Source organism: Streptomyces sp., assembly GCF_031181555.1.
Taxonomy (GTDB): domain Bacteria; phylum Actinomycetota; class Actinomycetes; order Streptomycetales; family Streptomycetaceae; genus Streptomyces; species Streptomyces fimbriatus.
In genome coordinates, this window is sequence record NZ_JAPSKQ010000004.1 from 25,282 (window position 1) to 50,854 (window position 25,573).

Annotated in this window: 24 protein-coding genes; 11 read left to right on the plus strand and 13 right to left on the minus strand. The window is 74.1% G+C overall.

All coding sequences use genetic code 11. From position 1 onward, the window contains the following. Positions 1-10 precede the first annotated feature (10 nt). From RIM90_RS01745 to RIM90_RS01755, 3 genes are all read right to left on the minus strand, one after another. Complete coding sequence (locus RIM90_RS01745) at positions 11-892, minus strand: hypothetical protein (protein WP_309058696.1); 882 nt, start codon at positions 890-892, stop codon at positions 11-13. Positions 893-1,025: 133 nt separating this feature from the next. Then, a complete protein-coding gene (locus RIM90_RS01750; protein ID WP_309058697.1) occupies positions 1,026-2,552 on the minus strand; it encodes a hypothetical protein in 1,527 nt (508 codons plus the stop codon). A 105-nt stretch (positions 2,553-2,657) separates the two neighbouring features. Then, a complete protein-coding gene (locus tag RIM90_RS01755; protein ID WP_309058698.1) occupies positions 2,658-3,362 on the minus strand; it encodes a GntR family transcriptional regulator in 705 nt (234 codons plus the stop codon). Between the two features lie 183 nt (positions 3,363-3,545). Here RIM90_RS01755 and RIM90_RS01760 point away from each other — a divergent pair, with 183 nt between their 5' ends. Genes RIM90_RS01760 through RIM90_RS01780 form a run of 5 tightly spaced genes read left to right on the plus strand, consistent with a single transcriptional unit; the run spans position 3,546 to position 7,996 of the window. Continuing rightward, positions 3,546-4,865 carry an MFS transporter gene (locus RIM90_RS01760; RefSeq protein WP_309058699.1) on the plus strand — a complete coding sequence of 440 codons (1,320 nt, stop codon included), beginning with the start codon at positions 3,546-3,548 and terminating at the stop codon, positions 4,863-4,865. Beyond that, the gene (locus RIM90_RS01765; protein ID WP_309058700.1) at positions 4,862-5,707 is read left to right on the plus strand and encodes a putative hydro-lyase; all 846 of its coding nucleotides are present in this window, start codon (positions 4,862-4,864) and stop codon (positions 5,705-5,707) included. Before RIM90_RS01760 ends, RIM90_RS01765 begins: the two co-directional genes overlap by 4 nt. A 38-nt stretch (positions 5,708-5,745) precedes the next feature. Then, a complete protein-coding gene (locus RIM90_RS01770) occupies positions 5,746-6,504 on the plus strand; it encodes a 5-oxoprolinase subunit PxpA (RefSeq protein ID WP_309058701.1) in 759 nt (252 codons plus the stop codon). Then, positions 6,501-7,130, plus strand: a complete 630-nt coding sequence (locus tag RIM90_RS01775) for an allophanate hydrolase subunit 1 (protein ID WP_309058702.1) — start codon at positions 6,501-6,503, stop codon at positions 7,128-7,130. Before RIM90_RS01770 ends, RIM90_RS01775 begins: the two co-directional genes overlap by 4 nt. Then, a complete protein-coding gene (locus tag RIM90_RS01780; RefSeq protein ID WP_309058703.1) occupies positions 7,127-7,996 on the plus strand; it encodes a biotin-dependent carboxyltransferase family protein in 870 nt (289 codons plus the stop codon). The genes RIM90_RS01775 and RIM90_RS01780 overlap by 4 nt, the downstream gene beginning before the upstream one ends. Positions 7,997-8,000: 4 nt before the next feature. Here RIM90_RS01780 and RIM90_RS01785 read toward each other — a convergent pair whose 3' ends face one another. From RIM90_RS01785 to RIM90_RS01805, 5 genes are all read right to left on the minus strand, one after another. Next, positions 8,001-8,852: an SGNH/GDSL hydrolase family protein gene (locus RIM90_RS01785; RefSeq protein WP_309058704.1), complete on the minus strand. Its 852-nt coding sequence runs from the start codon at positions 8,850-8,852 to the stop codon at positions 8,001-8,003. Further along, a complete protein-coding gene (locus tag RIM90_RS01790; RefSeq protein ID WP_375165385.1) occupies positions 8,849-10,147 on the minus strand; it encodes a glycosyltransferase in 1,299 nt (432 codons plus the stop codon). Before RIM90_RS01790 ends, RIM90_RS01785 begins: the two co-directional genes overlap by 4 nt. A gap of 5 nt (positions 10,148-10,152) precedes the next feature. After that, positions 10,153-11,277: a glycosyltransferase family 1 protein gene (locus RIM90_RS01795; protein WP_309058706.1), complete on the minus strand. Its 1,125-nt coding sequence runs from the start codon at positions 11,275-11,277 to the stop codon at positions 10,153-10,155. 163 nt (positions 11,278-11,440) lie between these two features. Beyond that, positions 11,441-12,859 carry a HEAT repeat domain-containing protein gene (locus tag RIM90_RS01800; RefSeq protein WP_309058707.1) on the minus strand — a complete coding sequence of 473 codons (1,419 nt, stop codon included), beginning with the start codon at positions 12,857-12,859 and terminating at the stop codon, positions 11,441-11,443. 300 nt (positions 12,860-13,159) lie between these two features. Then, positions 13,160-13,552 carry an ankyrin repeat domain-containing protein gene (locus tag RIM90_RS01805; protein WP_309058708.1) on the minus strand — a complete coding sequence of 131 codons (393 nt, stop codon included), beginning with the start codon at positions 13,550-13,552 and terminating at the stop codon, positions 13,160-13,162. Between the two features lie 322 nt (positions 13,553-13,874). On the opposite strand from RIM90_RS01805, the gene RIM90_RS01810 reads away from it, so the two are divergent. Further along, positions 13,875-14,069, plus strand: a complete 195-nt coding sequence (locus RIM90_RS01810) for a hypothetical protein (RefSeq protein WP_309058709.1) — start codon at positions 13,875-13,877, stop codon at positions 14,067-14,069. 45 nt (positions 14,070-14,114) lie between these two features. Then, positions 14,115-15,911, plus strand: a complete 1,797-nt coding sequence (locus RIM90_RS01815; RefSeq protein WP_309058710.1) for a hypothetical protein — start codon at positions 14,115-14,117, stop codon at positions 15,909-15,911. A gap of 13 nt (positions 15,912-15,924) precedes the next feature. On the opposite strand, the gene RIM90_RS01820 is transcribed toward RIM90_RS01815, so the two are convergent. Beyond that, positions 15,925-17,424: a PLP-dependent aminotransferase family protein gene (locus tag RIM90_RS01820; protein WP_309058711.1), complete on the minus strand. Its 1,500-nt coding sequence runs from the start codon at positions 17,422-17,424 to the stop codon at positions 15,925-15,927. 64 nt (positions 17,425-17,488) lie between these two features. Here RIM90_RS01820 and RIM90_RS01825 point away from each other — a divergent pair, with 64 nt between their 5' ends. From RIM90_RS01825 to RIM90_RS01840, 4 genes are all read left to right on the plus strand, one after another. Continuing rightward, a complete protein-coding gene (locus RIM90_RS01825; protein ID WP_309058712.1) occupies positions 17,489-18,190 on the plus strand; it encodes a hypothetical protein in 702 nt (233 codons plus the stop codon). Then, positions 18,187-18,954 carry a glycerophosphodiester phosphodiesterase gene (locus RIM90_RS01830; protein ID WP_309058713.1) on the plus strand — a complete coding sequence of 256 codons (768 nt, stop codon included), beginning with the start codon at positions 18,187-18,189 and terminating at the stop codon, positions 18,952-18,954. Before RIM90_RS01825 ends, RIM90_RS01830 begins: the two co-directional genes overlap by 4 nt. A gap of 50 nt (positions 18,955-19,004) precedes the next feature. Next, positions 19,005-20,354 carry an MFS transporter gene (locus tag RIM90_RS01835; RefSeq protein ID WP_309058714.1) on the plus strand — a complete coding sequence of 450 codons (1,350 nt, stop codon included), beginning with the start codon at positions 19,005-19,007 and terminating at the stop codon, positions 20,352-20,354. A 266-nt stretch (positions 20,355-20,620) separates the two neighbouring features. Further along, complete coding sequence (locus tag RIM90_RS01840) at positions 20,621-20,995, plus strand: RNA polymerase-binding protein RbpA (protein ID WP_003977404.1); 375 nt, start codon at positions 20,621-20,623, stop codon at positions 20,993-20,995. Between the two features lie 161 nt (positions 20,996-21,156). Here RIM90_RS01840 and fxsA read toward each other — a convergent pair whose 3' ends face one another. The 4 genes from fxsA to RIM90_RS01860 all read right to left on the minus strand — a co-directional run bounded on the left by fxsA (position 21,157) and on the right by RIM90_RS01860 (position 25,447). Then, a complete protein-coding gene (gene fxsA, locus RIM90_RS01845; RefSeq protein WP_309058715.1) occupies positions 21,157-21,738 on the minus strand; it encodes an FxsA family membrane protein in 582 nt (193 codons plus the stop codon). Positions 21,739-21,844: 106 nt separating this feature from the next. Then, on the minus strand, positions 21,845-22,651 hold the full coding sequence (locus tag RIM90_RS01850) for a polyprenol monophosphomannose synthase (protein ID WP_309058716.1): 807 nt from the start codon (positions 22,649-22,651) through the stop codon (positions 21,845-21,847). A gap of 546 nt (positions 22,652-23,197) precedes the next feature. Next, positions 23,198-24,802, minus strand: a complete 1,605-nt coding sequence (locus tag RIM90_RS01855) for an amidohydrolase (protein ID WP_309058717.1) — start codon at positions 24,800-24,802, stop codon at positions 23,198-23,200. A 204-nt stretch (positions 24,803-25,006) separates the two neighbouring features. Then, complete coding sequence (locus tag RIM90_RS01860) at positions 25,007-25,447, minus strand: Lrp/AsnC family transcriptional regulator (protein WP_030867874.1); 441 nt, start codon at positions 25,445-25,447, stop codon at positions 25,007-25,009. Between the last annotated feature and the right edge of the window lie 126 nt (positions 25,448-25,573).

Here is a 25,573-nt window from a genome sequence, read left to right on the forward strand (position 1 = left end):
ACGGCGGAGTTCAGGAGGAGTGGAACGGCAGGCCGGCGTCGGCGACGAGCTCCAGGGCGTCGGCGTCCTCGGGGGGCAGCAGGGTGGGCGTGCCGTCGGTGACCGGGACGACGCCCAGTTCCAGCAGCTCGGCCATGGCGGCGCTGCCCGCCATGTCGCGCACCTGGAGCTGGTAGCGGGCCGTGGTGCGGTACGTGCCGCCGTTGTCGTCGCCGGTGCGCTGCAGGAAGCCGGAGTCGGTGAGGAAGGCGACGGCCTTGGCGACGATGCCGGTGGTCGATCCCGCGAGCCGGCGCGCGTCCTTGGTGGCTCCGGTCGCGCTGCGTCTGGCCCAGATCCGCCAGGCGGCCTCCAGGCCGGGGGCGTCGCTGACCGGGTCGGTGTTCTCGCCCTGTTCCGCGGCCCGCTCCTCCAGCCGGTGGCAGGCCTGGCGCACGAAGGCGTCGACGCCGTTGACCGTGACGCGCCCGATGTAGCCGTCGTCGGCGAGGTCCTCCGGGCGCGGGAAGGCCATGGCGGCGACGGCGAGATGGGCGAGTCCGTGCAGGAACCGGTCACTGCCGTCGGCGGAGGCGCGCCGCGCGTAGTCGCCCATGCGCACCGCGAACACGGAGTCCTCGGCGGCGGTCACGGCCATCCCCGCGCGCGGGGACACCTCCAGCACGATCAGTCCGAGGCCGGTGGCCACGGCGTCGGCGAGCCGCGCGAACGGCGGGTCCTCGCGGTAGCGGCGCAGCAGGTCCGCGTACTCCTGGTCGCGGGCCGGCTGGAGCTTGGGCTGGAGGCCGAAGGCGACGAGCCGCGCCGCGTCGGCGGCGTCGGCGGGCGTGACGGCGGCACCGGCCGGTGTGGCTCCGGCCTCCGGCTCACTCCACTCGACGTGCTCGGTCACGGTTTCGGCTCCTTGCTCTTGAAAACAACGGTGCGGTCGGCTCCTCCGGGGGCGCGGGGCGGGGTCGATCGCGGCCCCGCCGCGTGGGCCCGGCCGGCCCCCGCGGACTCGCGGCCGTCCTTCTGCGGAACCATCACGCCGCCTCCGTCCGGTCCGCCGCCATCCCCGCCGCGTCCAGCAGCGCCGTGCCGACGATGAGGTCGGCCCCGCCGAACTCGGGGTCGTCGAGTTCGGTGCCGTCGTCCACGGCGAACAGCAGCTTCCGCTCGCCCTGGCGGTAGGCGGTGCCGACCGGCGGGCTGGCGGCGTGGATCGCCAGCAGGGCGACCAGATAAGGCAGTTCGGGGTCCTGGCGGCGCGCGTCGGCGAGCAGTCCGGACAGCCGGCGCGGTGCGTCGGCCGGCAGGTCCAGCAGCGCCGTGGCGGCCGCCAGCTGCTCCTCGCTGAAGCGGCTGTCGTCCGGTGTGGCGATGAGGTCGGGCTCCGGCATCTCGGCGCCGAGGTGCTCCCGCTCCACGGGCGGCGTCAGCAGGATCTCGACGAGGTCGGCGACCCGGACGGACACCGGGGTGCGCAGTCCGGTGCCGTGGGCGAAGAAGGCGCCGGTGACCCGGGCCGCCTGCTCCACGGGCAGCGGCAGCAGGGGCGCCAGGAGATGGCCGTACAGGTCCGTGCCCGATGCGGCCGTGGGGGTGGCGAAGGCCTGCCGGTCCTGCTCGGCGCGGAACAGCGGGCCGGCCTCCAGCAGCCGGGACTGCAGCTGCGTGTGCCGCCGGATGCAGTCCTTGACGATGTCCACCAGCTCGGCGGCCCGCCGCTTGTGCTCGGGGTCCTCGGACTCGTCGCGGGCCTTGCGGATGTTGGTGAGGATCGCGTTCTCGTGGCGGTACCGGTCCGCCACGTGCTCCAGGGCCTCGGCGATCATGTCGGGTACGGCGCTCAGCCAGTCCACCGCGCGCACGTTGCGCCGGGTGGCCTCCAGCGCCCGGCGCAGGGTCTCGGAGTACTGCACGGTCCGGTAGCGGGCCTGTTCCGCGGCGAGCTGGGCGTCGGCGAGCCGGCCGCGGCTGATCAGCACCTCCAGCTTGACCTCGGCGGCGATCTGCGCGCTGGTGACGTCGGTGTCCAGGGCGCCGACCAGGACGTTGACGGCCTCGTCGGTGGTCCGCAGGTACACCGTGCCGCCGGGGCCGGGGACCTCCTCGATCAGCTTGAAGTCGTAGTCGCGGCGCACATAGGTGCCGTCCGCTTCGAACACGCCGTACACCGCGCGGAAGCCGCGGTCGACGCTGCCGACGTTGATCAGGTTCTCCAGGACCCAGCGGGCCACCCGCTCGTGCTCGGCGGCGGAACGGCGCGGGGCCTGGGCGGCGATGCGCGGGACGAGCCGGGCGACGATCTGGTCGTGGTCCGCGCCCGTGTCGAAGTCCATGTTCAGCGTGACGAGGTCGATGGCGGCCAGGGCGATCTCCGCCATGCCGTACACCGAGTACTCACCGGCCAGGTTGGCCTTGCGCGCGTCCAGGTCGTGCAGCGGCGCGGTGCAGGCGAGCGCGCGCAGCCGACGTGCCAGCCCTTCGTCGGCGGCCGGGCCCGGCGCGGGCCGCGGCCCCGCGCTGAGCTGGGGCGGAGCACTGTCCGTCGATGCAGGCGAAGTCACGGTTCACAGACTAGGTCCTCGGTCTGACAACGGCCCAAACGAGGCAGGTGCGCCCCGGCGGCACGGTTGTCACACCCGTGTTCCGCCGCCGCGGACCGCCGTGGCTCAGCCGCCCTGCCCGTCCTCCCCGACCCGGCGCCGGTACACCTCCACCACCCGCTCCAGCGAGACGTCGAGGTACGCCGCGAGCAGTTGCTCGGCCTTCTCCCGGTCACCGGCCTGCAGCGCCTGGAGGATCTCGGCGTTCCGCGCGATGTACGGCTCGTGCAGCCGCCTGGGCTCGTCCACCACGTGGAAGGCGAGCCGCAGTTCGGCGAAGACGCTGCGCATCAGTTCGTCGGTGCGTTCGCTGGCGGCGAGGGCCACCAGCTCCCGGTGGAAGTGGATGTTGGCCGTACCCACACCTTTCCAGTCACCTTCGCGCGCCGCCCGGCGGCCCTCCTCCACCACCTCGGCGAGCGCGTCCAGTCCGTACGGAGGCTCGCCGAGGCCGCGCACGACGGCGCACTCGACGAGCCGCCGGGTGCGGTAGATGTCCTCGACGTCCTCGACGGTCAGCACCCGGACGAACACGCCCCGGTTCAACTCGTGGACGAGCAGCCGCTCGTGCGTGAGCAGCCGGAACGCCTCGCGCAGCGTGTTGCGGGAAACCCCCAGCGCCCCGCCGATGCTGTCCTCCGACAGCCGTGTCCCGGGCGGGAAGTACCCCTCGGCGATCCGGCTCCTGAGGATGTCCGAGACCCGCTCGGCCGTGCTGGTACGGCCCAGCAGGGCACGGTCGTCGGCCAGTCCCCTCAGCTCCTCTGCCATGCCCGGAATTCAATCGCACACGGAAGGACGTGACAACACGGGTATTGAAGGATCGTTCAACGATCCTCTACCGTGCTCGGCACGGCGTCGCCTCCCGGCCTCGGGGCGCCGACCGCTTCCGCACCACGGCACGGCACGGCTCATCTCTTCCCGCACCCTCCGTCCTCCCACTGCGAGGTGCCCATGAGCACGACCCCTCCACCGCAGGCCCTGACCGACCGACCACGCCCCGCGCGGACCGGACGCGCCGGCGACGACGGAGCGTTCGGCTGGCTGCGTGCGCTGGGACCGCGCGGCCGGCGCGCCTTCGGCGGCGCGTTCGGCGGTTACGCCCTGGACTCGTACGACTACTTCACGCTGCCGCTGACCATGGTCGCGCTGTCCGCGTACTTCGGTCTGAACAGCGGCCAGACCGGCCTGCTCACGACCGTCACGCTGGTGGTCTCCGCGGTCGGCGGTGCCCTCGCCGGCGTGCTGGCGGACCGCGTCGGCCGGGTGAAGGCGCTGCTGCTGACGGTGATCACGTACGCGGTGTTCACCGTGGCCTGCGGCTTCGCGCCCAACTACGAGACGCTGCTGGTGTTCCGGGCCCTCCAGGGCCTCGGCTTCGGCGGCGAGTGGGCGGTCGGCGCCATCCTGGTCGCCGAGTACGCGAGCGCCAGGCACCGGGGCCGCACCCTCGGCGCGGTCCAGAGCTCCTGGGCCGTGGGCTGGGCGCTGGCCGTGATCGTGTACACGATGATCTTCTCGTTCGTCGACGACGATCTGGCCTGGCGCGTGATGTTCTGGACCGGTGCGCTGCCGGCGCTGCTCGTCGTGTGGGTGCGGCGCAGTGTGCGGGACGCGCCCGAGGCGGCCGCCGCGCGGGAGAAGAGCGCCCACCGGGGCTCGTTCGCGGCGATCTTCCGGCCGGGCCGGGAGGGAGCGCCGGGGCTGCTGCGCACCACGCTCTTCGCCGTGCTGCTCTCCACCGGCGTGCAGGGCGGTTACTACACCCTGGCCACCTGGGTTCCGACCTATCTGAAGACGGAGCGCGACCTGTCGGTCGTCGGCACCGGCGGCTATCTGACGTTCCTGATCTCGGGTGCCTTCATCGGCTACCTGACCGGCGGCCACCTCACCGACCGGCTGGGCCGCCGGCGCAACATCTGGCTCTTCGCCCTGCTGTCGGCGATCTGCATCGTCGCGTACACGAACATCCCGAGCGGTGCGAACACCCTGGTGCTCGTGCTCGGGTTCCCGCTCGGGTTCTGCATGTCGGCGATCTTCAGCGGCTTCGGCTCCTATCTGAGCGAGCTGTACCCGACGGCGGTGCGCGGCACGGGACAGGGCTTCACGTACAACACCGGACGTGCCGTGGGCGCCGTCTTCCCCACGACCGTGGGCTTCCTCGCCGGCAGCTGGGGCGTGGGCGGGGCGCTGGTCTTCGGCGCGATCGGCTACGGCCTGGCGGCCCTGGCGCTGCTGGGGCTGCCGGAGACGCGCGGAAAGGAACTGGAGTGAACCACACCGACGACCGCCCGCCGACCGACGTGGGCGACCGCCCCGTGGCCCTCGTCGACGAGCACGCGCACGCGTGGACCCCTCGAACGGCACGGGCCCGCTTCCGGGAGGGACTGGCCGGCCCCACGGCAGGCGTGGCCGCGGGCCACACCCAGGCCAACCTGATCTCGGTGCCCGCCGACTGGGCGTACGACATGCTGCTGTTCTGCCAGCGCAACCCCAAGCCCTGCCCGGTCCTCGACGTCACCGACGCCGGATCCGTCACCACCGTCCTCGCCGAGGGCGCGGACCTGCGCACCGACCTGCCGCGCTACCGGGTCTGGGAGAACGGCGAGCTGGTGGACGAGCCGACGGACGTACGGGCGCACTGGCGCGGCGACCTGGTGTCGTTCCTGATCGGCTGCAGCTTCACCTTCGAGTGGGCCCTGACGGCGGCCGGTGTTCCGGTCCGGCACGTCGAGCAGGGGCGCAACGTTCCCATGTACGTGACGAGTTGGCAGTGCCGTCCGGCGGGGCGGCTGCGCGGGCCGCTGGTGGTGTCCATGCGGCCGGTGCCGCCCGCCCACCTCTCGGCGGCGATCCGGGAGAGCAGCCTGCTGCCGGCGGTGCACGGCGGTCCCGTGCACTGCGGTGATCCCGCGGCGCTCGGCATCGACGACCTCGGCCGCCCCGGCTTCGGCGACCCGGTGGACTCCGAGCCGGACGACATCCCGGTGTTCTGGGCCTGCGGGGTGACCCCGCAGGCCGCGGTCATGGCCTCGCGTCCGCCGTTCGCCATCACCCACGCACCGGGGCAGATGTTCCTCAGCGACGCCCGCGACGAGCAGTTCCGCGTGGCCTGACGGTCCCGCGCGGCCCGAGAAGGAGAAACGAGGGTTCCATGACCTCCATCGATCTGAACGCCGACCTCGGCGAGGGTTTCGGCCGCTGGCGGCTCACCGACGACGAACGGCTGCTGTCCGTCGTCACCAGCGCCAACGTGGCCTGCGGTTTCCACGCGGGGGACGCAACCACCATGCGCCGGGTGTGCGAGCTCGCGGCCGAGCGCGGGGTGCGCATCGGCGCCCAGGTCTCCTACCGGGACCTGGCGGGGTTCGGGCGGCGCGCGATGGAGGTGCCGCCGGCCGAACTGGCGGCCGAAGTGGCCTACCAGATCGGTGCCCTGGAGGTGTTCGCCCGCGCGGCGGGCGCCCGCGTGGCGTACGTCAAACCGCACGGGGCGCTGTACAACCGGGTCGTCCGCGACGAGGAGCAGGCCGGCGCGGTCGTCGACGGGGTGGTCCTCGCGGACGCCACGCTGCCCGTGCTCGGCCTGCCCGGCTCGCGGCTGCTGGAACTGGCCGGGAAGGCGGGGCTGCCGGTGGTCACGGAGGCGTTCGCCGACCGCGCGTACACCGACGAGGGCACCCTGGTGCCGCGCCGCCAGGAAGGTGCCGTGGTCACCGACCCCGAGTCCGTCGTGGCCCGTTCGGTGGGCCTGGCCCGCTCCGGCGAGGTCGAGGCGCACTCGGGACGACGGATCCGGGTGCGGGCGCGTTCCCTGTGCCTGCACGGCGACACGCCCGGCGCGGTGGACCTGGCGCGTCGGGTGCGTGGCGGCCTGGAGGCGTCGGGGGTCCGGGTGGAGGCCTTCGCATGAGGGTGCTGCCCGTCGGCGAGGACGCCCTGCTCGTCGAGGTCTCCTCGGGCGACGAGGCCCGGGCGCTCCACGCGGAGCTGCTGCGGCGCCGCGCGGAGGGCTCGTTGCCGGTCGGCGAGATCGTGCCGGCCGCGCGCACGGTCCTGCTCGACGGCCTGTCCGACCCCGCCCGGCTGGCCGCCGAGCTCACCGCCCGCGCACTGCCGCCCGCGCCCCCGGGCGCGCCGGAGACGGTCGAGATCCCGGTGCGCTACGACGGCCCGGACCTCGCCGACGTCGCCGCGCACTGGGGCGTTCCCGCGCGGGAGGTGGCACGTATCCACGCGGGCACCGAGTTCCGCGTCGCCTTCTGCGGTTTCGCGCCCGGCTTCGGCTACCTCACGGGGCTGCCGCCGCGCTACGACGTGCCCCGCAGGCCGACTCCGCGCACGGCCGTGCCGGCCGGTTCGGTGGCGCTGGCGGGGCCGTACACGGGGGTGTACCCGCGGTCCTCGCCGGGCGGCTGGCAGCTGATCGGCACGACCGACCTCGTGCTGTGGGACCACGCGCGCGTGCCGGCCGCGCTGCTCTCCCCCGGTACGCGCGTGCGGTTCGTACCCGTGGCCGCGACGGAGCCGGCGGCATGACGGACCGTGCGCTCGCCGTCGTCCGAGCGGGAGCCCTGACCACCGTGCAGGACCGGGGCCGCCCGGGACACGCTCACCTGGGCGTGCCCCGTTCCGGGGCGCTGGACGGGCCCGCGGCGGCGCTCGCCAACCGGCTGGCCGGCAACCCGCCGGACGCCGCCGTCCTGGAGACGACCCTCAACGGCTGTTCGCTGCGCCCGCGTTCGACGGTCACCGTGGCGGTCACCGGTGCTCCCTGCCCCGTCACGGTGGACGGACGCCCGGCCGCCTGGGGCGCCCCGGTACGCGTGCGTGCCGGGGCGGTCCTGGACGTCGGAACGGTGACGGCGGGTGTGCGCGCCTATGTCGCCGTCTCCGGTGGGATCGCCGTCGAGCCGGTGCTCGGCAGCCGCTCCACCGATCTGCTCTCGGGTCTGGGCCCGGCCCCCCTCACGGACGGCGCCGTCCTCCCTCTCGGGGTGCCGCGAGGACAGCACGCGCGCGTGGACGTCGCCCCGCAGCCGGCGCCCCCGGACGAACTCGTCCTGCGCGTGACACCGGGCCCGCGCGACGACTGGTTCACCCCGGCGGCGGTCCGGGTCCTCACGTCCCGCGCGTACCACGTGTCCCCCGCGAGCAACCGCATCGGGCTGCGCACGACCGGGCCGGCCCTGGAGCGGGCCCGGCCGGACGAACTCCCCAGCGAGGGCATGGTGCTGGGGGCGGTCCAGGTGCCGCCCGACGGCAGGCCGGTGGTGTTCCTGGCCGACCACCCGACCACCGGGGGCTACCCCGTGATCGCGGTCGTCCGCCCCGCCGACCTCCCGGCCGCCGCCCAGGCGGCACCCGGCACCCCGGTCCGCTTCGTCGCCGTACGCCGCCGCTGAACGCTCAGGCGGTGTCCGGCCGTTGCTCCCCGGGGGACAGCGCGGCCAGTGCCGCCGACACGGCGGCACCGGCCCGCAGGTCCAGCCGGATGCTCGTGCCCCGCGCGCGGTGCCGCATCTCGTCGGCGGCGAGCGAGAGCAGCTGCGGCAGCAGGTCGGTGCACCGACGGGCCACCCAGCCGGTGCCGGCCGTGGCCAGCCACCACAGGCTCGCCGTCGGGGTGGGCGCCGGGGACTCGGGCTCGGGCGACGGCGCGGGGCCGGTCGCGACCCCGCGTGCCGCCAGCAGCGCGTGGAACCGCAGGGCCAGCTGCCGGTGCCCCGGCTCACCGGGGTGCAGCCGGTCCGCGCTCCACATCGCGCGGTCGGTGATCCAGTCGCCCTCGCACGCGTGCAGGTGTACCGCGCCGTACCGGTCGGACAGCGCGTGGACCACGGTGTTCACCGCCCGCTGCCGACGGGCCAGCGGGCGGGCCAGCGCCCCGGGCAGTCCCAGCACGGCGCCGGGGTCGGGCAGGCACGCGGTGAGCAGGACGGCGCCCTGCCCCGTGCAGGCCGCGTACACCTGGTCGAGCCGTGCGGCCACGGCGCGGATGTCGAAGGTGCGGCGCAGGGTGTCGTTGACGCCGACGACGACGGACACGAGGTCGGGCCGCAGCGCCAGCGCGGCGGGCAGCTGGCCCTCGAGCACGTCGCGCGTCTGCGCCCCGCTCACCGCGAGGTTGGTGAACCACGCGGGCTCCGGGCCCAGCGACTCGGCGAGCAGCGCCGCCCAGCCCCGCCACCCACCGCCGACGCGGTCCCCGACGCCCTCGGTCAGCGAGTCCCCGAGGGCCACGAATCGCGGGGATCTCATGAGAGCCCCCCGGATACGGCGGGCCGTACGGCGGACCGCACCGGAGCCGCGCCTTCCTGCTCGCCCGGTGCCGCGGGCCGGACCGGGCCCGCCGCCTGCCGCACGGTGACCGGCGCGTCATGGGCCGTGAGGAACGCCGCCACGGAGATGTCCCACCCGAAACGCTCCGCACGCGCGCGGGCCGCCGCGCGCCGGTCCGGCCCCGGCCGTTCCAGGAGCAGTTCGACGGCCTCCGCGAAGGCCTCGCCCCGGTCCTCCGCGACCGCGCCCGACGCGCCGATCACCTCCGGCAGGGCCGACGACGCACTCGCCACGACGGGCGTGCCGCACGCCATCGCCTCCAGCGCGGCGAGCCCGAAGGTCTCGGCGGGCCCCGGTGCCAGGCACACGTCGGCGGAGGCCTGGAGCGCGCCGAGGAACGCCCGGTCGCGGACGTGGCCCAGGAAGGTCACCGGCAGCCGGCGCTCCCGCGCGCGCTGTGCGAGCCGCGCCCGCAGCGGCCCGTCGCCGGCCACCACCAGCACCGCCCGCCGCCCGCGCCGCCGCAGTGCCTCCAGCGCGTCCAGCGCCGTGCCCGGCCGCTTCTCCGGGGACAGCCGGGAGCACATCACCAGCAGCGTCTCCGCCGCGCGCGCGTACCGGGCCCGCAGTCCCGGGTCGCGCAGGGCGGGGTGCCGCTCCACCAGGTCGACGCCCAGCGGGGCGCGGACGACGTTGCGGGCCCCTACCCGGACGAACTCCCGCTCGGCGAACTCGGTGGTGCACACCACACGCGCGTACGTGTGGGCCGTACGGATGTTGAGGGCGTCGGCGGTGCGCCGGGCGGCGCCCTCCGGCAGTCCCCAGGTGCGCAGCACTCCGTCGGCGGTCTCGTGGGAGACCATGACCGCCGGGACCCGGGCCCGCCGGGCCCACTTGCCGGTCCAGCGCAGGGTCGTACGGTCGGACACCTCGAGGCGGTCGGGGGCCAGTTCCTGGAGCAGGCCGGTGATCCGTGCCCTGTCGGTGAGGACGCGGTAGCCGCCGGTGCCGGGCAGCAGCGGGCCCGGCAGCGTGATCACCCTCCCCTGCTCGGTCTCGCGGTCGCTCTCCCGCTCACCGGGGACGACGAGCACGGGCTGGTGCCCTGCCGCACGGTAGCCCTTGCCGAGCTCCCTCAGCGCGGTGCGCAGCCCGCCGGAGGCGGGTGCGACGAAGTTCGCCAGGCGCACGATCCGCAGCGGCCCGTCGGTCCGCGCCCGACCGCCGGGGTGCACCGGACCGGTGGTCCACGGCGAACGGCCGTCCGCCGGCATCCCGTTCATGCCGCCACCGCCGTCCTGCGTCCGGCGAGCACATCCGCGTAGTGTCCGATCAGCTGATCCCCGACGGCGGCCCAGGTGCGCCCCTCGACCATCGCGCGTCCGGTCGCGCCGTATGCGGCCCGCCGCCCGGGATCGGCGGCCAGGGCCCGCACCGCGTCGCGTACGGCGGTGGCGTCGCGCGGTGGTACGAGCAGTCCGGTGCGCCCGTGCGCGACCAGGTCCAGCGGGCCGCCCACCGCGGGCGCCACCACGGGCACACCGCTCGCCATCGCCTCCTGCACGGTCTGGCAGAAGGTCTCGAACGGTCCGGTGTGCACGAAGACGTCCAGCGAGGCGAAGAGCCGGGCGAGTTCGTCGCCGGTGCGGCGCCCCAGGAAGACCGCGCCGGGCAGCGCCTGCTCCAGTCCCGGCCGGCTGGGCCCGTCGCCGACGACCACGACCCGCACCCCGGGCAGGGCGCACGCCCCGGCCAGCAGCTCGACCTGCTTCTCGGGGGCGAGCCGGCCGACGTAGCCGACGACGAGTTCGCCGTTCGGGGCGAGCGCGCGGCGCAGCGCCGCGTCGCGGAGGCCGGGCCGGAAACGGGCGGTGTCCACACCGCGCGGCCACAGCTTGACCCTGGGTACGCCGTGCGCCTCCAGGTCGCGCAGGGCGGCGCCGGACGGAGCCAGGGTGAGGTCGGCGGCTGCGTGCACGGAACGGAGGCGCCGCCAGGCCGCCGCCTCGCCCGCGCCCATGTACGTACGGGCGTATCCGGCGAGGTCGGTCTGGTAGACGGCGACGGCGGGCAGGCCGAGGCGGGCGGCGGCCGCCATGCCGCGCACGCCGAGGACGAAGGGGCCGGCCAGGTGGACGATGTCGGCCCGGTGCCCGGCGATCGCGGCGGCGAGACGGCGGCTGGGGAGGGCGACGCGGACCTGGGGGTAGCCGGGGAGCGGGAGGGAGGGGACACGGACGACGGGGCACGGTGCCCGGTCGTCGGGCGCGTTGCCGACGGGGGCGGGGGCGACGACGACGGGAGTGTGACCGCGGTCGACGAGGTGCCGGGCGGTCTGGAGCGCGCAGTGGGCCACGCCGTTCACATCGGGAGGGAAGGATTCGGTCACGATGACGACACGCATACCGGTGTTGTCGCCGCACCGGACGTGGTCACGTCAACGTGGATCTTTCCGCGCGGGGAACGCGCCATGAGCGTTGCACCGCGCACCCGGGCAGGCCGGACGGCATGCACGCGCACCTGACCCGCGGGTCATCCCCCGTTCACCCTGCGCGCGTCCGGGCGGGTCACACGGCGGTCTCCTCGGGGCCGATCCGGCTGCGCACGGCGGTCTGCACCTCGGCCTCCTCGGCCGGGTCGGCGGCGAGCCGGCGCAGGCGCTCGACGACCCGGGTGTCCCCGGTCTCGGCGTGCCGGGCGGCGATCTCGCGGGTGGACTCCTCGCAGTCCCACAGGCACTCGACGGCGAAGCCGGTGCCGAAGGAGGGGTCGGTGGCGGCGAGGGCGCGCGCGGCCCGGCCCCGCAGATGGGACGAGGCGGTCTCGCGGTAGACGTGCCGGAGCACGGGGGCGGCGCAGGTGATGCCGAGGCGTCCGGCGCCGTCGACGAGGGTCCACAGGGTGGGCGCGTCGGGCCCCTCCCCCCGCACCGCCTCGCGGAGCGCCGCGAGGACCGGGTCACGGTCCTGGATCCCGCCCCGGCAGGCGAGGACGCGGCCGGCGGCGGCGCCCAGCGCGTCGGGTCGGCGGGCCCAGCCGCGCGCCCGGTCGACGGCCGTGAGACTGCGCATGCGCTCGAAGGCGTCGACGGCGGCCTCCACGACGGCCGGCGAGCCCGTGGCCACGGCGCCCTCGATCAGCTCGAGGGCGTCGGGATCATTGCTGTCGGCGAGGTACCGCAGGGCGGTGCACCGGGCTCCCTCGGTGCCGTCCTTGGCGGCCTGGACGATCTCGGGCCGGTCCTCGGGGCCCGCCACGGCGGTGAGACAGCGGGCGGCCGGGACATGGAGCGCGGCGCCGCGTTCGACGCCTTGCTGGGCCCACTCGAACACGGCTCGCACGCTCCACCCGGGGCGGGGCCCGGTGGGGCGCATCTGCCGCTGCCAGCGGTCGAAACAGCCGGCCTCCCGGGCGGCACGCACGCGCGCGGCGATGGATGCGCGCGGATCGTCGGCCCACAGGCGCCATGGCCGCGGCTCGAAGGCGTCGCGGACGGTGGCGGCCAGTTCCGCTTCGCCCTCGGCGTCGGTGGCGAACCGCGCCAGCACCGGGGCGGCGAGGGCGCGCAGGCCCGCGTCGTCGTCCCTGAGGGCGAGTTCGTCCAGGGCCCAGGCCCAGTTGGTGCCGTGGGCGGCGTACCTGCGCAACAGCGCGAGCGCGTCCCGCCTGCCGTAGGAGGCGAGGTGCCCGAGGACCGCGAGGGCGAGTCCGGTGCGCGACTCGTCGGTGTCGAGGACGTCCTCGGGGTCGAAGAGATGGGCCTCGATCGCGTCCAGTTCGCCGTGCAGATCGAGGTAGAGGCGGGCGTAGTAGAGGGAGCGGTTCTCCACCTGCCAGTCGTGGCGCGGGTCGCGCAGCACGCAGTGGTTCAGCGCCGCGAGCGCTTCGGCGCGCGGAGCGGTGAGCGCGTGCAGCGTGCCGTCGCCACGACCCCGCTGAAGCAGGCCGAGCAGCGTACCGCTGGGCGCTATGACCGGATCGAACATGGGAAACAGCCTCACATCAAGCGTCGACGCGACCGGGGACGTGCATTACCTGGCCGCGTGACAACGCGTCGGGGCGCCCGCCGTTTCCTGCTTGCTGTAGACCATCTCTCTCTGCCTCTCGTCGGTGGCCCATGCGGACCGCATCACGGCCCGCGCGGTGCGGCAACACCTGCCCAGCCATCGCGTCCGTGAATCACGTCGTCATGATGACCCGGCGGTCACATCTCCCGCGACCGAAATTTCGGCGGCCCTGTACCGCCTCCCCCGTTTTCCGTGTCTTCGCTGGTCAGAGCGTGTCGCTCAGTGCTCGCCGAACAGGTCGAGCAGTTCCGTCCGACCGAACATCCGGGCCGTGTCGACGGCCGAGGGGGTGCCGGCGGACGGGTCGGCGCCGCCCTTCAGAAGGGCCTCGACCACCTCGGCCTCCCCCTTGAAGACCGCCCCCGCGAGGGGGGTCTGGCCCCGGTCGTTGACGCGGTCGGCGTCGGCACCGCGCTCCAGCAGCGCGCGCACCGTCCCGGCGTGGCCGTGGTAGGCGGCGAGCATCACGAGCGAGTCGCCCCGGTCGTTGGTGAGATCGGCCGGCACTCCCGCGTCGACGTAGGCCACCAGTTCCTCGGTACGGCCACGCCGGGCCAGATCGAAGATCTTGGTCGCCAGCTCCACGACCTCGGGGTCGGGGGCTTCAGTCATCGGCCGGACCGCCTCTCACTACGCAGCACTTCGTGCATCGGGGACAGGACGTACGTCTGCGAGCGGTGCAGAGCCGTACGGGTGAATCGCCAGGGTACTGGCTCGCGCGGCACATGACCCGATGTGCCCGAGGTAAAGATCACGGCAGACCCGCCCGGACGCAAGGGCACCGGCCCGCGGGCCGGACGAGCAGCCCCAGGACATTACCCCAATCGGGGGAAAACATCAGAAATCCACCCAGTTGCACCTTTTATCCTATAGACACATCCTGTGATCCTGGAAGTACTCATGGTGACTGTCCCCGTGAACCAGGAGAACTCACATGATCGTCTCGATCTCATGCGTGGTCCTGCTCGGCATCGTCGTCTTCATCTTCTTCCGCAAGGACGGGTTGAAGGCGTCGCACGCCCTGGTGGCGATGCTGTTCGGCTTCTATCTGGCCAGTACGGCCATCGCCCCCAGCATCAAGGCCGGCGGCGAAAGCCTGGCCAGCCTCCTGGGCGGATTCAAGTTCTGATCCGTCTCTCCACGCCCCGCCCGTACCCACCTTCTGGAGGCAGCAGTGGCCCGGCGCCCCCTCCCCCACATTCTGAGCAACGGCAGCGCACAGCTCGCCCGGAGCCGGGAGCTGGTCAGGACGGCGGCCGACAGCGCCACGGACGTCCTCCACCCGCTGATCACCATCGCGCGCGGTCTGCGCCGGCTGGCCTCGGCCGGGCGGCGCAGGTGGGCCGACACGCCCAAGGACAGGCGCGGCGCGCTGCTCTTCCTGGTGGCGTCGGTCGTGCTGGTCGTGGCGCTCGCGCCGTACGGCCCGCTGCTCGCCGTCATCACCCTGATGGCCGTGGCGGCCTGGCAGGGCCGGGACCGCGCCCCGGTGGCGCCCGATGGACCCGACGAGGCCCAGATCCGGCGCCTGAAGTCGCTGTACGAGGCCCTGGTGCCGTACTTCTCGGTCGCCGAGGACCCGGAACCGCTCTACGCCCACGGCGGCGACTGGGGGAAGGCCTTCCCCGAGTACGAGTTCGACGACACCGGCCGCATCACGCACCTGGTGATCAGCTATCCCGCCTACTTCACCGACGGCGAGCCGGAGTCCCGGGCGCGGATCGAGCACCTGCTCAGCGCCAAGTCGGGGCGCGGTCGCGAGTACCACTTCGCGTGGGACGAGGAGGGCAACCAGCTCACGGTCCGCGTCCTCGCGCCCCTGCCCACCGACATCGCCGCCCAGCCCTTCGTCACGTCCCCCGGCGAGACGGTCCTCGGCTTCACCGACCCCATCCGGGTGCGGCGGACGCTGCCGCTCACCCACGGCGAGGAGCAGCGCGACGTTCCACCGGTCGTCTGGCGCACCGGCATCCGCTCCACCGAGCCCCATCTGCTCGCGCTCGGCCAGCCGGGCAGCGGCACCTCGACCCTGCTGCGCTCCATCGCCCTCCAGGCCCTCCACCACGGTGACGTGGTGATCGTCGACGGCGGTGGCACCGGTGAGTACGCCTGCCTGACCGGCCGGGACGGCGTGCTCGCCGTCGAGTGCGGGCTGACGGGGGCGCTGGCGAGCCTGGAGTGGGCCGCGCACGAGACGGAGCGCCGGCTGAGCGCCGCGAACCGTGCCCATCAGGCGGGCGATCCGCCGCCCGAGGACACCAGGCGGCCCCTGTGGATCCTGCTGGACCGGCCGAGCGCGTTCACGCACCTGGCCGCCGCGGAGGGCCGTGAGGATCCCCAGTCGCTGCTCCACGTCCCGCTGCGGCACGGCCGCCCGGCGAACGTCACCGTGGTCGTCGCGGATCAGCTGGACAGCCTGGAGACCCTCAGCGCCCCGGTACGGCAGCACACGCGCGCGCGTGTCGTCCTCGGCCCCGCGACGGCGGAGCAGCTGGAGGCCGTCCTGGGCGCGCCCCCGCACACCACCCCCGTCGACCAGGTCCCCGCGGGCCGCGGTTACGCCCGCCTGGGCGTGGGACCGGTCCACCGCCTCCAGGTACCGGCCACGCCGGACCCGTACGACGACGCCACCAGCGACGCCCACCGGCAGGCCGTACTGGACCTGTTGCCGCCGCGCACGGCTCCGGCGGAGGACGCGGCCCCGTCATGGCCGTTCCCGGAGCGGGCGGACCCGGAAGCGGTCCCGGTGGGGGCGGTGCTCCCGGACAAGCTGCCCGCGGAGCCCGTGCCTCTGGAGAAGGAACCGGTGGAGAAGGAGCCGGTGGAGAAGGCGCTGCCCGGGAAGGCGCTCCCCGACGAGCCGTCCCCCGTGGAGGTCGCCTCGGAGAAGGTGCCTGCCGAGGCCGCCGTCCCGGAGGACGTCGCCACGGCAGCGGTCCCCAAGGAGGCGGCGGTCGCGGAGTCCTCCTAGCACGCGCCGCCGGCTACGCCACGAACGTGCGCGGCGCCTCCGCCCCCGAGGTCCCGCCGGTCTCCACCACCCGTGCCGCCGCGGCCAGCCGCACCGCGGCCTCCTCCGCCACCGCGCCGCCCACGGTGAACGGCAGCCGCACGTATCCCTCGAACGCCCCGTCGACCCCGAAGCGCGGCCCGGACGGCACCCGCACCCCGACCCGCTCCCCCGCCTCGGCCAGCCGTGAGCCCGAGAGCCCGCCGGTGCGCACCCACAGCGTGAGCCCGCCCCGCGGGACCTCGAACTCCCAGCCGGGCAGCTTCCGCCGCACCGCCGCGACCAGCGCGTCCCGGTTCTCCCGGGCCTGCGCGCGCCGCGCCTCGACGGCCTGTTCCCAGCCGCCCGTGCCGAACAGCCAGTTCACCGCCAGCTGCTCCAGCACGGGTGTGCCCAGGTCGGCGTACGCGCGCGCGGCGACCAGGCTGCGGACCACGTCGGGGGCCGCGCGCACCCAGCCGATGCGCATCCCGGCCCAGAAGGCCTTGCTCGCCGAACCGACCGTGATCACCGTGGACCCGGCCGGGTCGAAGGCGCACACCGGGCGCGGCATCTCCACATCGGGGTCGAGCCACAGCTCGCTCATCGTCTCGTCGGCGACCAGCACCGTCCCCGCCGACCGCGCCGCGTCCACCAGCCGGCGCCGCTGGTCCTCGTCGGCGAGCGCACCGGTCGGGTTGTGGAAGTCGGCGACGACGTACGCGATCCGGGGCGCCGCCTCCCGCAGCACCTGCCGCCAGCGGTCCAGGTCCCAGCCGTCGAGCCCTTCGGCCATGGCCACGGGGACGAGCCGGGCGCCGGCCTCCCGCATCAGCTGGAGGATGTTGGCGTAGGACGGCGACTCGACGGCGATGCGCTCGCCGCGCCCGCCGAAGAGGTGGCAGATGGCGTCGATGGCGCCCATCGCCCCGGTCGTCACCATGATCTGCTCGGGCATGGTCGGGATGCCCCGCGCGGTGTAGCGGTCGGCGATCATCGAGCGCAGCGCGGGCAGCCCGGCGGGATAGTCGCCGTGGGTGTGCGCGTACGGCGGCAGCTCCTCCAGGGCGCCCTGCACGGCACGCGTGAGCCACGGTTCGGGTGCGGGCAGCGCGGCGCAGCCGAGGTCGATCATCGAGCCGAGGGCCTCGGGCGGCAGCGGTTCGAGGCCCCGCGCGGGCACCGGGTTGCCGGCCGGGACGGCGGTCCAGCTGCCCGCGCCGCGCCGTGACTCCAGGAATCCCTCGGTGCGCAGTGCCTCGTAGGCGGCGGCGACGGTGGTGCGGCTGACGGACAGGGCGAGGGCGAGTTCCCGTTCGGCGGGCAGCCGCGCGGCGACCGGTACCCGCCCTTCGAGCACCAGCAGCCGGATGCCGTCGGCGAGCGCGCGGTAGGCGGGCGGGCGGCGGGTTCCGGGGCCGGCCGGACGGTCCTGCTGGGAGTTGAGCAGCCGGGCGAGCTGTGCGGCACCCACCGCCGAGGTCCACTGCGCCATGAGAATCAGTCCACCTTCCCCGAATTGGCCCTGGATGACGTCCCCGTCCACGCCACAGGGTGTCATGCATCGGTCCACTTCCACCACAGGGGGGCATACCTTGTCCAGCCAGTCGTCCCGGCACGGGCATCTCGCACGCCGGCTGTTCCAGCTGTACGCCGGACTGGCGCTGTACGGCGCGAGTTCGGCGCTGCTCGTGCGGTCGGGGCTCGGCCTGGAGCCGTGGAACGTGCTGCACCAGGGCCTGTCCGAGCGGACGGGGCTGTCGATGGGCGTGGTGCTGACCGTCGTGGGCGCGGTGGTGCTGCTGCTGTGGATCCCGCTGCGTCAGCGGCCGGGTCTGGGCACGGTCTCCAACGTCCTGGTGATCGGCGCGGTGATGGACGCGACGCTGGCCGTGGTGCCGGACGCGCACGGCCTCGCCGCCCGCGCGACGCTGATGGCGGCGGGCATCGTGCTGAACGGCGCGGCGACCGGGTCGTACATCGCGGCGCGCTTCGGCCCGGGCCCGCGCGACGGGCTGATGACGGGGCTGCACCAGCGCACGGGGGTGTCGGTCCGCCTGGTCCGCACGGCCATCGAGATCACGGTGGTGGCCACCGGCTTCGTCCTCGGCGGCACCGTCGGCGTCGGCACCCTGCTGTACGCGGTGACCATCGGTCCGCTCGCCCAGCTGTTCCTGCGCGTGTTCGCCGTCCCCTCGGCATCCGGCGGCGGCACGGTCGTTGCCACGGGTCAACCACGGCGGGCGATACTGCGTCCGTGACCCCGCGGATACGCCACCCCTACCTCGACCACCCCGGCCCGATCGCCTTCGCCCACCGGGGCGGGGCGGCGGACGGCCTGGAGAACACCGTGCGCCAGTTCCGACGCGCCGTCGAGGCGGGCTACCGGTACATCGAGACCGACGTGCACGCCACGCGCGACGGCCGGCTCGTCGCCTTCCACGACGCGACCCTGGACCGGGTGACGGACGGCGCGGGCCGGATCGCCGACCTGCCGTGGCGGGACGTGCGCCGCGCGCGCGTGGCGGGCGAGGAACCGGTGCCCCTGTTCGAGGAACTCCTGGAGGCCTTCCCCGGGGTGCGCTGGAACGTCGACGTCAAGGCCGAAGCGGCCCTCCTGCCCTTCCTGGAACTGGTCGAGCGCGCGAACGCCTGGGACCGGATCTGCCTCGGCTCGTTCTCCGAGGCCCGCGTGGTGCGCGCCCAGCGGCTGGCCGGTCCGCGGCTGGCCACGTCGTACGGGACGCGGGGCGTGCTGAACCTGCGGCTGCGGTCGTGGGGGCTGCCGGCCGCGGTGCGCCGGTCGGCCGTGGCCGCCCAGGTTCCCGAGATGCAGTCGGGCATCCAGGTGGTGGACCACCGCTTCGTGCGCGCGGCCCACGCGCGCGGGCTGCAGGTGCACGTGTGGACGGTCAACGAACCCGACCGGATGCACCGGCTCCTGGACCTCGGAGTGGATGGCATCATGACCGATCACATCGGCACACTGCGCAAGGTCATGGAGGACCGCGGCGTCTGGGTCTGAGACCCGGTCCCCGACGGCTCCGCGCGTTCACGGGGAAGCGAGGGGCACGGGTGGGCACCGACACCGTGCGGTCACCGGCGGCGGACGAGGCCGCCGACCGGCGGCGCGAGCAACGCGGCTGGTACTTCTACGACTGGGCGTGCTCCGTGTACTCCACGAGCGTGCTCACCGTGTTCCTCGGCCCCTATCTGACGTCGGTGGCCGAGTCGGCCGCGGACGCGGAGGGGTTCGTCCATCCGCTGGGCGTCCCGGTGCGCGCGGGCTCCTTCTTCGCGTACGCGGTGTCCCTGTCGGTGATCCTGGCCGTGCTGGTGATGCCGCTGGTGGGCGCCGCCGCCGACCGCACCGGCCGCAAGAAGCCGCTCCTCGCGGCCGCCGCCTACACGGGTGCCGCGGCGACGGCGGGCATGTTCTTCCTCGACGGTGAGCGCTATCTGCTCGGTGGGGCGCTGCTGATCGTGGCGAACGCGGCGCAGTCCGTGGCGATGATGCTCTACAACTCGTACCTGCCGCAGATCGCCCCGCCGGAGGAGCGGGACGCGGTCTCCTCCCGCGGCTGGGCCTTCGGATACGCGGCCGGGGCCCTGGTCCTCGTCGCGAACCTCGTCCTCTACACCGGCCACGACGCCTTCGGGGTCTCCGAGGGCACGGCGGTCCGCATCTGTCTGGCGTCGGCCGGTCTGTGGTGGGGCGCCTTCGCTCTGATACCGCTGCGCCGGCTGCGCGACCGCCGTGCCCCCGCGCGGGAGGCGGCCGCCCTGCCGGGCTTCCGGCAGCTCGCGGCGACCGTCCGCGACATGCGCCGCCACCCGCTGACGCTCTCCTTCCTGCTGGCCTACCTGGTCTACAACGACGGCATCCAGACGGTGATCTCGCAGGCCTCGGTCTACGGCTCGAAGGAGCTGGGGCTCGGGCAGTCGACGCTCATCGTCGCCGTGCTGCTGGTCCAGGTGCTGGCCGTGGCCGGCGCGCTGGCGCTGGGCCGGCTGGCCCGGCGGTACGGGGCGAAGCGCACGATCCTCGGCTCGCTGGTCGCCTGGACGCTGACGCTGGCCGCCGGGTACTTCCTGCCCGCGGGGGCCCCGGTGTGGTTCTTCGTCCTGGCCGCGGGGATCGGGCTGGTCCTCGGCGGCAGCCAGGCGCTGTCCCGGTCCCTGTTCTCCCACCTCGTACCGCCCGGCAAGGAGGCCGAGTACTTCTCGGCGTACGAGATGAGCGACCGCGGGATGAGCTGGCTCGGGCCGCTGCTGTTCGGGCTCACCTACCAGCTGACGGGCAGTTACCGGGACGCGATCATCTCGCTGGTGGGCTTCTTCGTGCTCGGGTTCGTGCTGCTCGCGCGGGTTCCGGTGCGGCGGGCGATCACCGACGCGGGCAATCCGGTCCCCAAGAGGATTTAGCGCTGGACGCGAAAGGGCGGTAGTGTACGCGTTTGGCCTACCAGGCGTACCGTTACTGCGCGTCAAAGATGCCGAAACGCGGTGTCACATCTGCTAGCAGACGTGACAAACCGGGCGCCGGTGGGTACTGCACTGGTTGACAAGGCTGCGGCTACGACGGCGACGCATGACCCGGAACGGGAATCTTTACCGCCGACCGGACGTTGACCGGATGACGACGACAGCGACACCTGTCCTGTGGGCGACCAGCCCGGGAGGCACGATTCATGAGTGAGCGAGCTCTTCGCGGCACGCGCCTCGTGGTGACCAGCTACGAGACGGACCGCGGCATCGACCTGGCCCCGCGCCAGGCCGTGGAGTACGCATGCGAGAAGGGGCACCGCTTCGAGATGCCCTTCTCGGTCGAGGCGGAGATCCCGCCGGAGTGGGAGTGCAAGGTCTGCGGTGCCCAGGCACTCCTGGTGGACGGCGACGGCCCCGAGGAGAAGAAGGCCAAGCCCGCGCGTACGCATTGGGACATGCTGATGGAGCGGCGCACCCGAGAGGAGCTCGAAGAGGTCCTCGAGGAGCGTCTCGCCGTTCTGCGTTCCGGTGCGATGAACATCGCGGTTCACCCCCGGGACAGCCGCAAGTCGGCTTGATCCCGACGGCTTGATCCCGACAGGGCTCGGGCGGAATCACAGCGCACATCGGTACAGGACCGCGGGCGCCGTACTCTCTCGTACGGCGCCCGCGGTCCTGTCCGTCTGCCGGTCCTGTCGGTCTGTTCGCCGCTCGAGGCGCGTTCGTCGCTCGGGCGCCCTCAGCGCGAGAGGGGCGGGCGCTGTCCCTGCGGAGCGTCCCCCGGTGCGTGTCCCGGCTCGTCCCGGACGACCTCGCCCTGGACGACCTTGCCGTCGGGGCGGTGGATACGGGCCTGCTGGAAGGCGTCGCCCAGGGACCCCTGCGCCGCCTCGCGCAGCCTGCGCTCGAAGGTGCGCTCGGCGTAGCGGCTCACGGCCTTCTGGACCGGCGGCACCAGCAGGAGCAGTCCCAGCGCGTCCGAGACGGGCCCCGGGATGATCAGCAGCAGACCGCCCAGCATCATCAGGCCGTTGCCCTCGCTGTTCGGCCGGGACGCGGGAGTCACCCCGCTCTGCTGCTGCTGCAGCGTCTCCGTGAGGCTCTGGAAGGCCCGTCGGCCGGCCCGCTTGATGACGACGGAGCCGAGGACCAGGCCGGCCACCAGGAGCAGGAAGACCACCAGCCCGTTCGACGCCCCGGCGATCAGCGTGAGCAGCCAGACCTCCAGCACGAGCCACGCGGCGGCGGCCAGCGGCAGGAACGTGCGCAGCCGGGAGCGCCGGGGCCGGGCGGGATACGGGGTCTGAGCGCCAGTCGTCATGCTCCCAGTGTGCCTGGGCCGGGCTCAGCGCGGGATAAGGGGACGGCCGGGCGCTTCGCGCCGGTCCGCCGTTTCCGCGCGTGCGCCCGGTGCCGCGGTCGTACGCCTACGGTTTGGGGTGCTTCTCGTCGCCGTGCCCCAGGACCTTGCCGACCCGCTCCCCCACGCCCCACGCCGTGACCCGCCACAGCGCCTCGACGAGGATGTCGCGGCTCATCTTGGAGTCGCCGAGTTCACGCTCGACGAAGGTGATGGGCACCTCGACGACGTGGTAGCCGGCCTTGACCGCGCGGCGGGCGAGGTCGACCTGGAAGCAGTAGCCCTGGGAGGCCACGTCGTCGAGGCCGAGTCCCTCCAGGGTCTCGCGGCGGAAGGCGCGGAATCCGCCGGTGATGTCGCGCAGCGGCAGATCGAGCGCCATGCGCGAGTAGAGGCTGCCCCCGCGCGAGATGAACTCGCGGGACTTCGGCCAGTTCACCACCCGGCCGCCCGGCACCCAGCGCGAACCGAGCACCAGGTCGGCGCCCTTGAGGGCGGTCAGCAGGCGGGGCAGTTCCTCGGGCTGGTGGGAACCGTCGGCGTCCATCTCGATCAGTACGCCGTAGCCGTGCTCCATGCCCCAGCGGAAGCCCGCGAGGTAGGCGGCGCCCAGGCCCTCCTTGCCCTTGCGGTGCAGCACCTGGACCCGGTCGTCCTCGGCGGCCAGTTCGTCGGCCAGCTTGCCGGTGCCGTCGGGGCTGTTGTCGTCGGCCACGAGAACGTGCGCCTCGGGAACGGCCTTGCGCACCCGGCCGACGATCGCCTTGATGTTCTCCGCCTCGTTGTAGGTAGGAATGATCACCAAAGCCGTGCCGAGCGGGCCGAAGCTCCTCCCCTGGGCTCCTGCCGCGAGGGTCCCGTCGCCGTCGTTCACTGCTGCCCCTTCATCTCCTGTGCGCAGGGTCCCACCATAGTGCTCACGGTCTGCGCCGACGTGACAGGACGTTCGTATGGTGGTGTCGTCTGCCGAGGATCGGGTAGGAGCGGTCCCTCGGTGTGCGGGAGGGTACGGCGTACGGCAGCGGATGGGGGCCCGGCGCCCTTCGGGCCGGCCCCGGACCCGCCGGCTGCGGGTCGGCTGAGGCCGTTGTCTACTGAGCGCCCGGGCCCCACCCGGGTCCCACCTCCCCGACCGGCCGGAATGTTCCCTCGGCGCGGCGCCGACGCTGGGCCTGGCTCCCAGTGACGGTGCCCCGGTGCGGCACACCGTCCCTGACCCAGCGGCGCTGACGCGCGTGGCCGGAAGCTCCCCGGTCGGGCGTCCGGTGGTGGACCCGGCCGAACCTACCGGCCCCCTGCGGCCGTCTGTCAACAGTCGTCCGACCTGCGTAATGTGGTTCAAATGCCTGGTCAGCGGGTGGATGCGCAGGTCGTGTGACAGGGGTGCGGCGCATGCCCGCCACCGTGCCACCCGCGCAGATCACTCGCCCGGCCGTACGAAGACCGTGCGCCCGCCGACCACGGTGCGCAGGCAGACGGGCAGGTCGCGCCCCGGAGTGAGGTCGGGCAGGCCGGGGGTGCCGGAGCGGGGGTCGGTGGACCAGCGCGCCACCCGGTCGTCGGGCGCCTGGACGACGAGCGGTCCGGTACGCCAGACGGCGTAGTCGGCGGGCGCCCCCGGCACCAGAACGCCCGCGTCGTCGCGTCCGACGGCACGCCAGCCACCGCGCGTGTGCGCGGTGAACGCGGCGCGCACGGAGACGCGGTGCTCCGGTGTGCGGTGGAAGGCGGCGGCCCGGACCGTGCCCCAGGGGTCCAGGGGCGTGACCGGGCTGTCGGACCCGAAGGCGAGCGGGACACCGGCGCGCAGCAGCGCGGCGAACGGATTCAGGGAGCGGGCCCGCTCCGGGCCGAGACGCCGGGCGTACATCCCGTCCTCGCCGCCCCAGAGGGCGTCGAAGGCGGGCTGGACGGAGGCGGTCAGGCCGAGTTCGGCGAAGGCGGCGACGGTCTCGGGGGTGAGCATCTCGGCGTGCTCGACGCGGTGGCGGGCGGCCCGGACGCGGGCGAGGCCGAGCTTCTCGGCGGCGGCGCGCACCCCGTCGACGACGGCGCTCACCGCGGCGTCGCCGATGGCGTGGAAGCCCGCCTGGAGACCGGCCTCGGTGCAGTCCACGACATGGGCGGCGACGGCGGCGGCGTCCAGGTGGGCGGTGCCGGTGTGGTCGGCGTCGGCGTACGGCTCGTGCAGGCAGGCGGTGTGCGAGCCGAGGGCGCCGTCGGCGAACAGGTCCCCCGCGGCGCCGACCGCGCCCAGCTCCCGGGCCTTGGCCACGTCCCGTTCGGCCCAGTAGCCGACCACGCGCGGGCCGGATTCCGCGGCGGCGAGCCGCAGCAGCCCGGTGAAGTCGTCCTCGGAGGAGATCTCCGGGCCGCCGCACTCGTGGACCGTGCCGATGCCGAGCGAGGCGGCGTGGGTGAGGGCGGCGCGCTGGGCCTCGGTGCGCTGGGCCGGTGTGACGGCGGCCAGGGCGGCGGCACGGACGGCGTGGTGGGCGTCCCCGGTGAGCGGGCGGTCCTCGCGGGGGACCTCGCCCGGGACGAGGTCGAGCAGCGCGGTGGTGACGACCGCGGAGTGGACGTCGATCCGGCTCAGGTAGAGGGGACGGCCGCCGGTGGCTTCGTCGAGTTCGGCACGGGTCGGGGGCCGGCCGCCGGGCCAGCGGGCGGCGTCCCAGCCGTGGCCGAGCAGCACCCGGTCGTCCGGGCGGGCGGCGGCGAACTCCCGTACGCGGACCAGCGCGGCCTCGAGCGAGGAGGCGGTGGACAGGTCGAGGCCGGTGAGGGCGAGACCCGTGGCCGTGGTGTGGACGTGCGCGTCCGTGAACGCCGGGGTGACCAGCGCCCCGTCGAGGTCGATCACCTCGTCGACGCCGTCCGCGAAGGCGTCGGCGGCGCCCTCGGAGCCGACCCAGGCGACCTGGCCGCGCTCGACGACCATCGCGGTCGCGAAGGGATCGGCGGGGCTGTGGACCTCTCCGCGGCGGAGCAGGACGGTGTGCGGCGGGGCGGTGCGTTCACTCATGCCCCACAGTCTCGCGCGCCGGACGGGCCGGGCCGCACGCAGGTCCGGCTCACCGCGGCCGAACCGGCACGCGCGTCCGTCATGCGCCGCCCCTCGCGGGCCGCCGCCGGCGCACGATCCCTCCGCTCCGGGCCGGGATCGCCGTCAGGCCGGCGGCATCCGGAACCGCCGGCACGCGGGCCCGCCGGCGCCGCCGTGCCCGTCTCAGATGCGCGGCGGCCGGGCCTCGTACGGCGTGGACAGGACGACCGTCGTCCGGGTCGAGACACCCGCCAGCGAGCGCACGCGCGCGAGGAGTTCCTCCAGTTCGTGCGGTGTGGACACGCGCACCTTGAGGATGTAGTTCTCGTCGCCCGCGACGCTGTGGCAGGCCTCGATCTCGGGGACACCGGCGAGGCGGTCCGCGATGTCGTCGGGGGCGCTGGGGTCGAACGGTTTGACCGAGATGAAGGCGGTCATGGGCAGGCCGACGGCCTCCGGGTCGACGACCGCGGCATAGCCGCGGATGACGCCACGCTGTTCCAGCCGGCGCACCCGCTGGTGCACGGCCGACGTGGACAGGCCCGTGGCCTTGCCCAGGTCTGTGTAGCTCATCCGCCCGTCCTTGACGAGCAGCTGCACGATCTGTCGGTCCAGCTCCTCCATGGCGCAAGAACCTACAGTGCCCTTGATCTCCGCGGATACCCGAGCAGTCCGGGTCATACCCGGTTCGTGATGTGCCGACGGCCCGACGCGAGCTGCCGGAGGGGACAAAACCGCCGCACGGGGCAC

What these genes read in the sequence shown, in the direction of transcription:
- RIM90_RS01755 (WP_309058698.1), bottom strand. Translation starts at nt 3,362, where the DNA reads ATGGCAGAGGAGCTGAGGGGACTGGCCGACGACCGTGCCCTGCTGGGC.
- RIM90_RS01760 (WP_309058699.1), top strand. Translation starts at nt 3,546, where the DNA reads ATGAGCACGACCCCTCCACCGCAGGCCCTGACCGACCGACCACGCCCC.
- RIM90_RS01770 (WP_309058701.1), top strand. Translation starts at nt 5,746, where the DNA reads ATGACCTCCATCGATCTGAACGCCGACCTCGGCGAGGGTTTCGGCCGC.
- RIM90_RS01775 (WP_309058702.1), top strand. Translation starts at nt 6,501, where the DNA reads ATGAGGGTGCTGCCCGTCGGCGAGGACGCCCTGCTCGTCGAGGTCTCC.
- RIM90_RS01780 (WP_309058703.1), top strand. Translation starts at nt 7,127, where the DNA reads ATGACGGACCGTGCGCTCGCCGTCGTCCGAGCGGGAGCCCTGACCACC.
- RIM90_RS01785 (WP_309058704.1), bottom strand. Translation starts at nt 8,852, where the DNA reads ATGAGATCCCCGCGATTCGTGGCCCTCGGGGACTCGCTGACCGAGGGC.
- RIM90_RS01790 (WP_375165385.1), bottom strand. Translation starts at nt 10,147, where the DNA reads ATGCCGGCGGACGGCCGTTCGCCGTGGACCACCGGTCCGGTGCACCCC.
- RIM90_RS01795 (WP_309058706.1), bottom strand. Translation starts at nt 11,277, where the DNA reads ATGCGTGTCGTCATCGTGACCGAATCCTTCCCTCCCGATGTGAACGGC.
- RIM90_RS01800 (WP_309058707.1), bottom strand. Translation starts at nt 12,859, where the DNA reads ATGTTCGATCCGGTCATAGCGCCCAGCGGTACGCTGCTCGGCCTGCTT.
- RIM90_RS01805 (WP_309058708.1), bottom strand. Translation starts at nt 13,552, where the DNA reads ATGACTGAAGCCCCCGACCCCGAGGTCGTGGAGCTGGCGACCAAGATC.
- RIM90_RS01810 (WP_309058709.1), top strand. Translation starts at nt 13,875, where the DNA reads ATGATCGTCTCGATCTCATGCGTGGTCCTGCTCGGCATCGTCGTCTTC.
- RIM90_RS01820 (WP_309058711.1), bottom strand. Translation starts at nt 17,424, where the DNA reads ATGGCGCAGTGGACCTCGGCGGTGGGTGCCGCACAGCTCGCCCGGCTG.
- RIM90_RS01825 (WP_309058712.1), top strand. Translation starts at nt 17,489, where the DNA reads ATGCATCGGTCCACTTCCACCACAGGGGGGCATACCTTGTCCAGCCAG.
- RIM90_RS01840 (WP_003977404.1), top strand. Translation starts at nt 20,621, where the DNA reads ATGAGTGAGCGAGCTCTTCGCGGCACGCGCCTCGTGGTGACCAGCTAC.
- fxsA (WP_309058715.1), bottom strand. Translation starts at nt 21,738, where the DNA reads ATGACGACTGGCGCTCAGACCCCGTATCCCGCCCGGCCCCGGCGCTCC.
- RIM90_RS01855 (WP_309058717.1), bottom strand. Translation starts at nt 24,802, where the DNA reads ATGAGTGAACGCACCGCCCCGCCGCACACCGTCCTGCTCCGCCGCGGA.
- RIM90_RS01860 (WP_030867874.1), bottom strand. Translation starts at nt 25,447, where the DNA reads ATGGAGGAGCTGGACCGACAGATCGTGCAGCTGCTCGTCAAGGACGGG.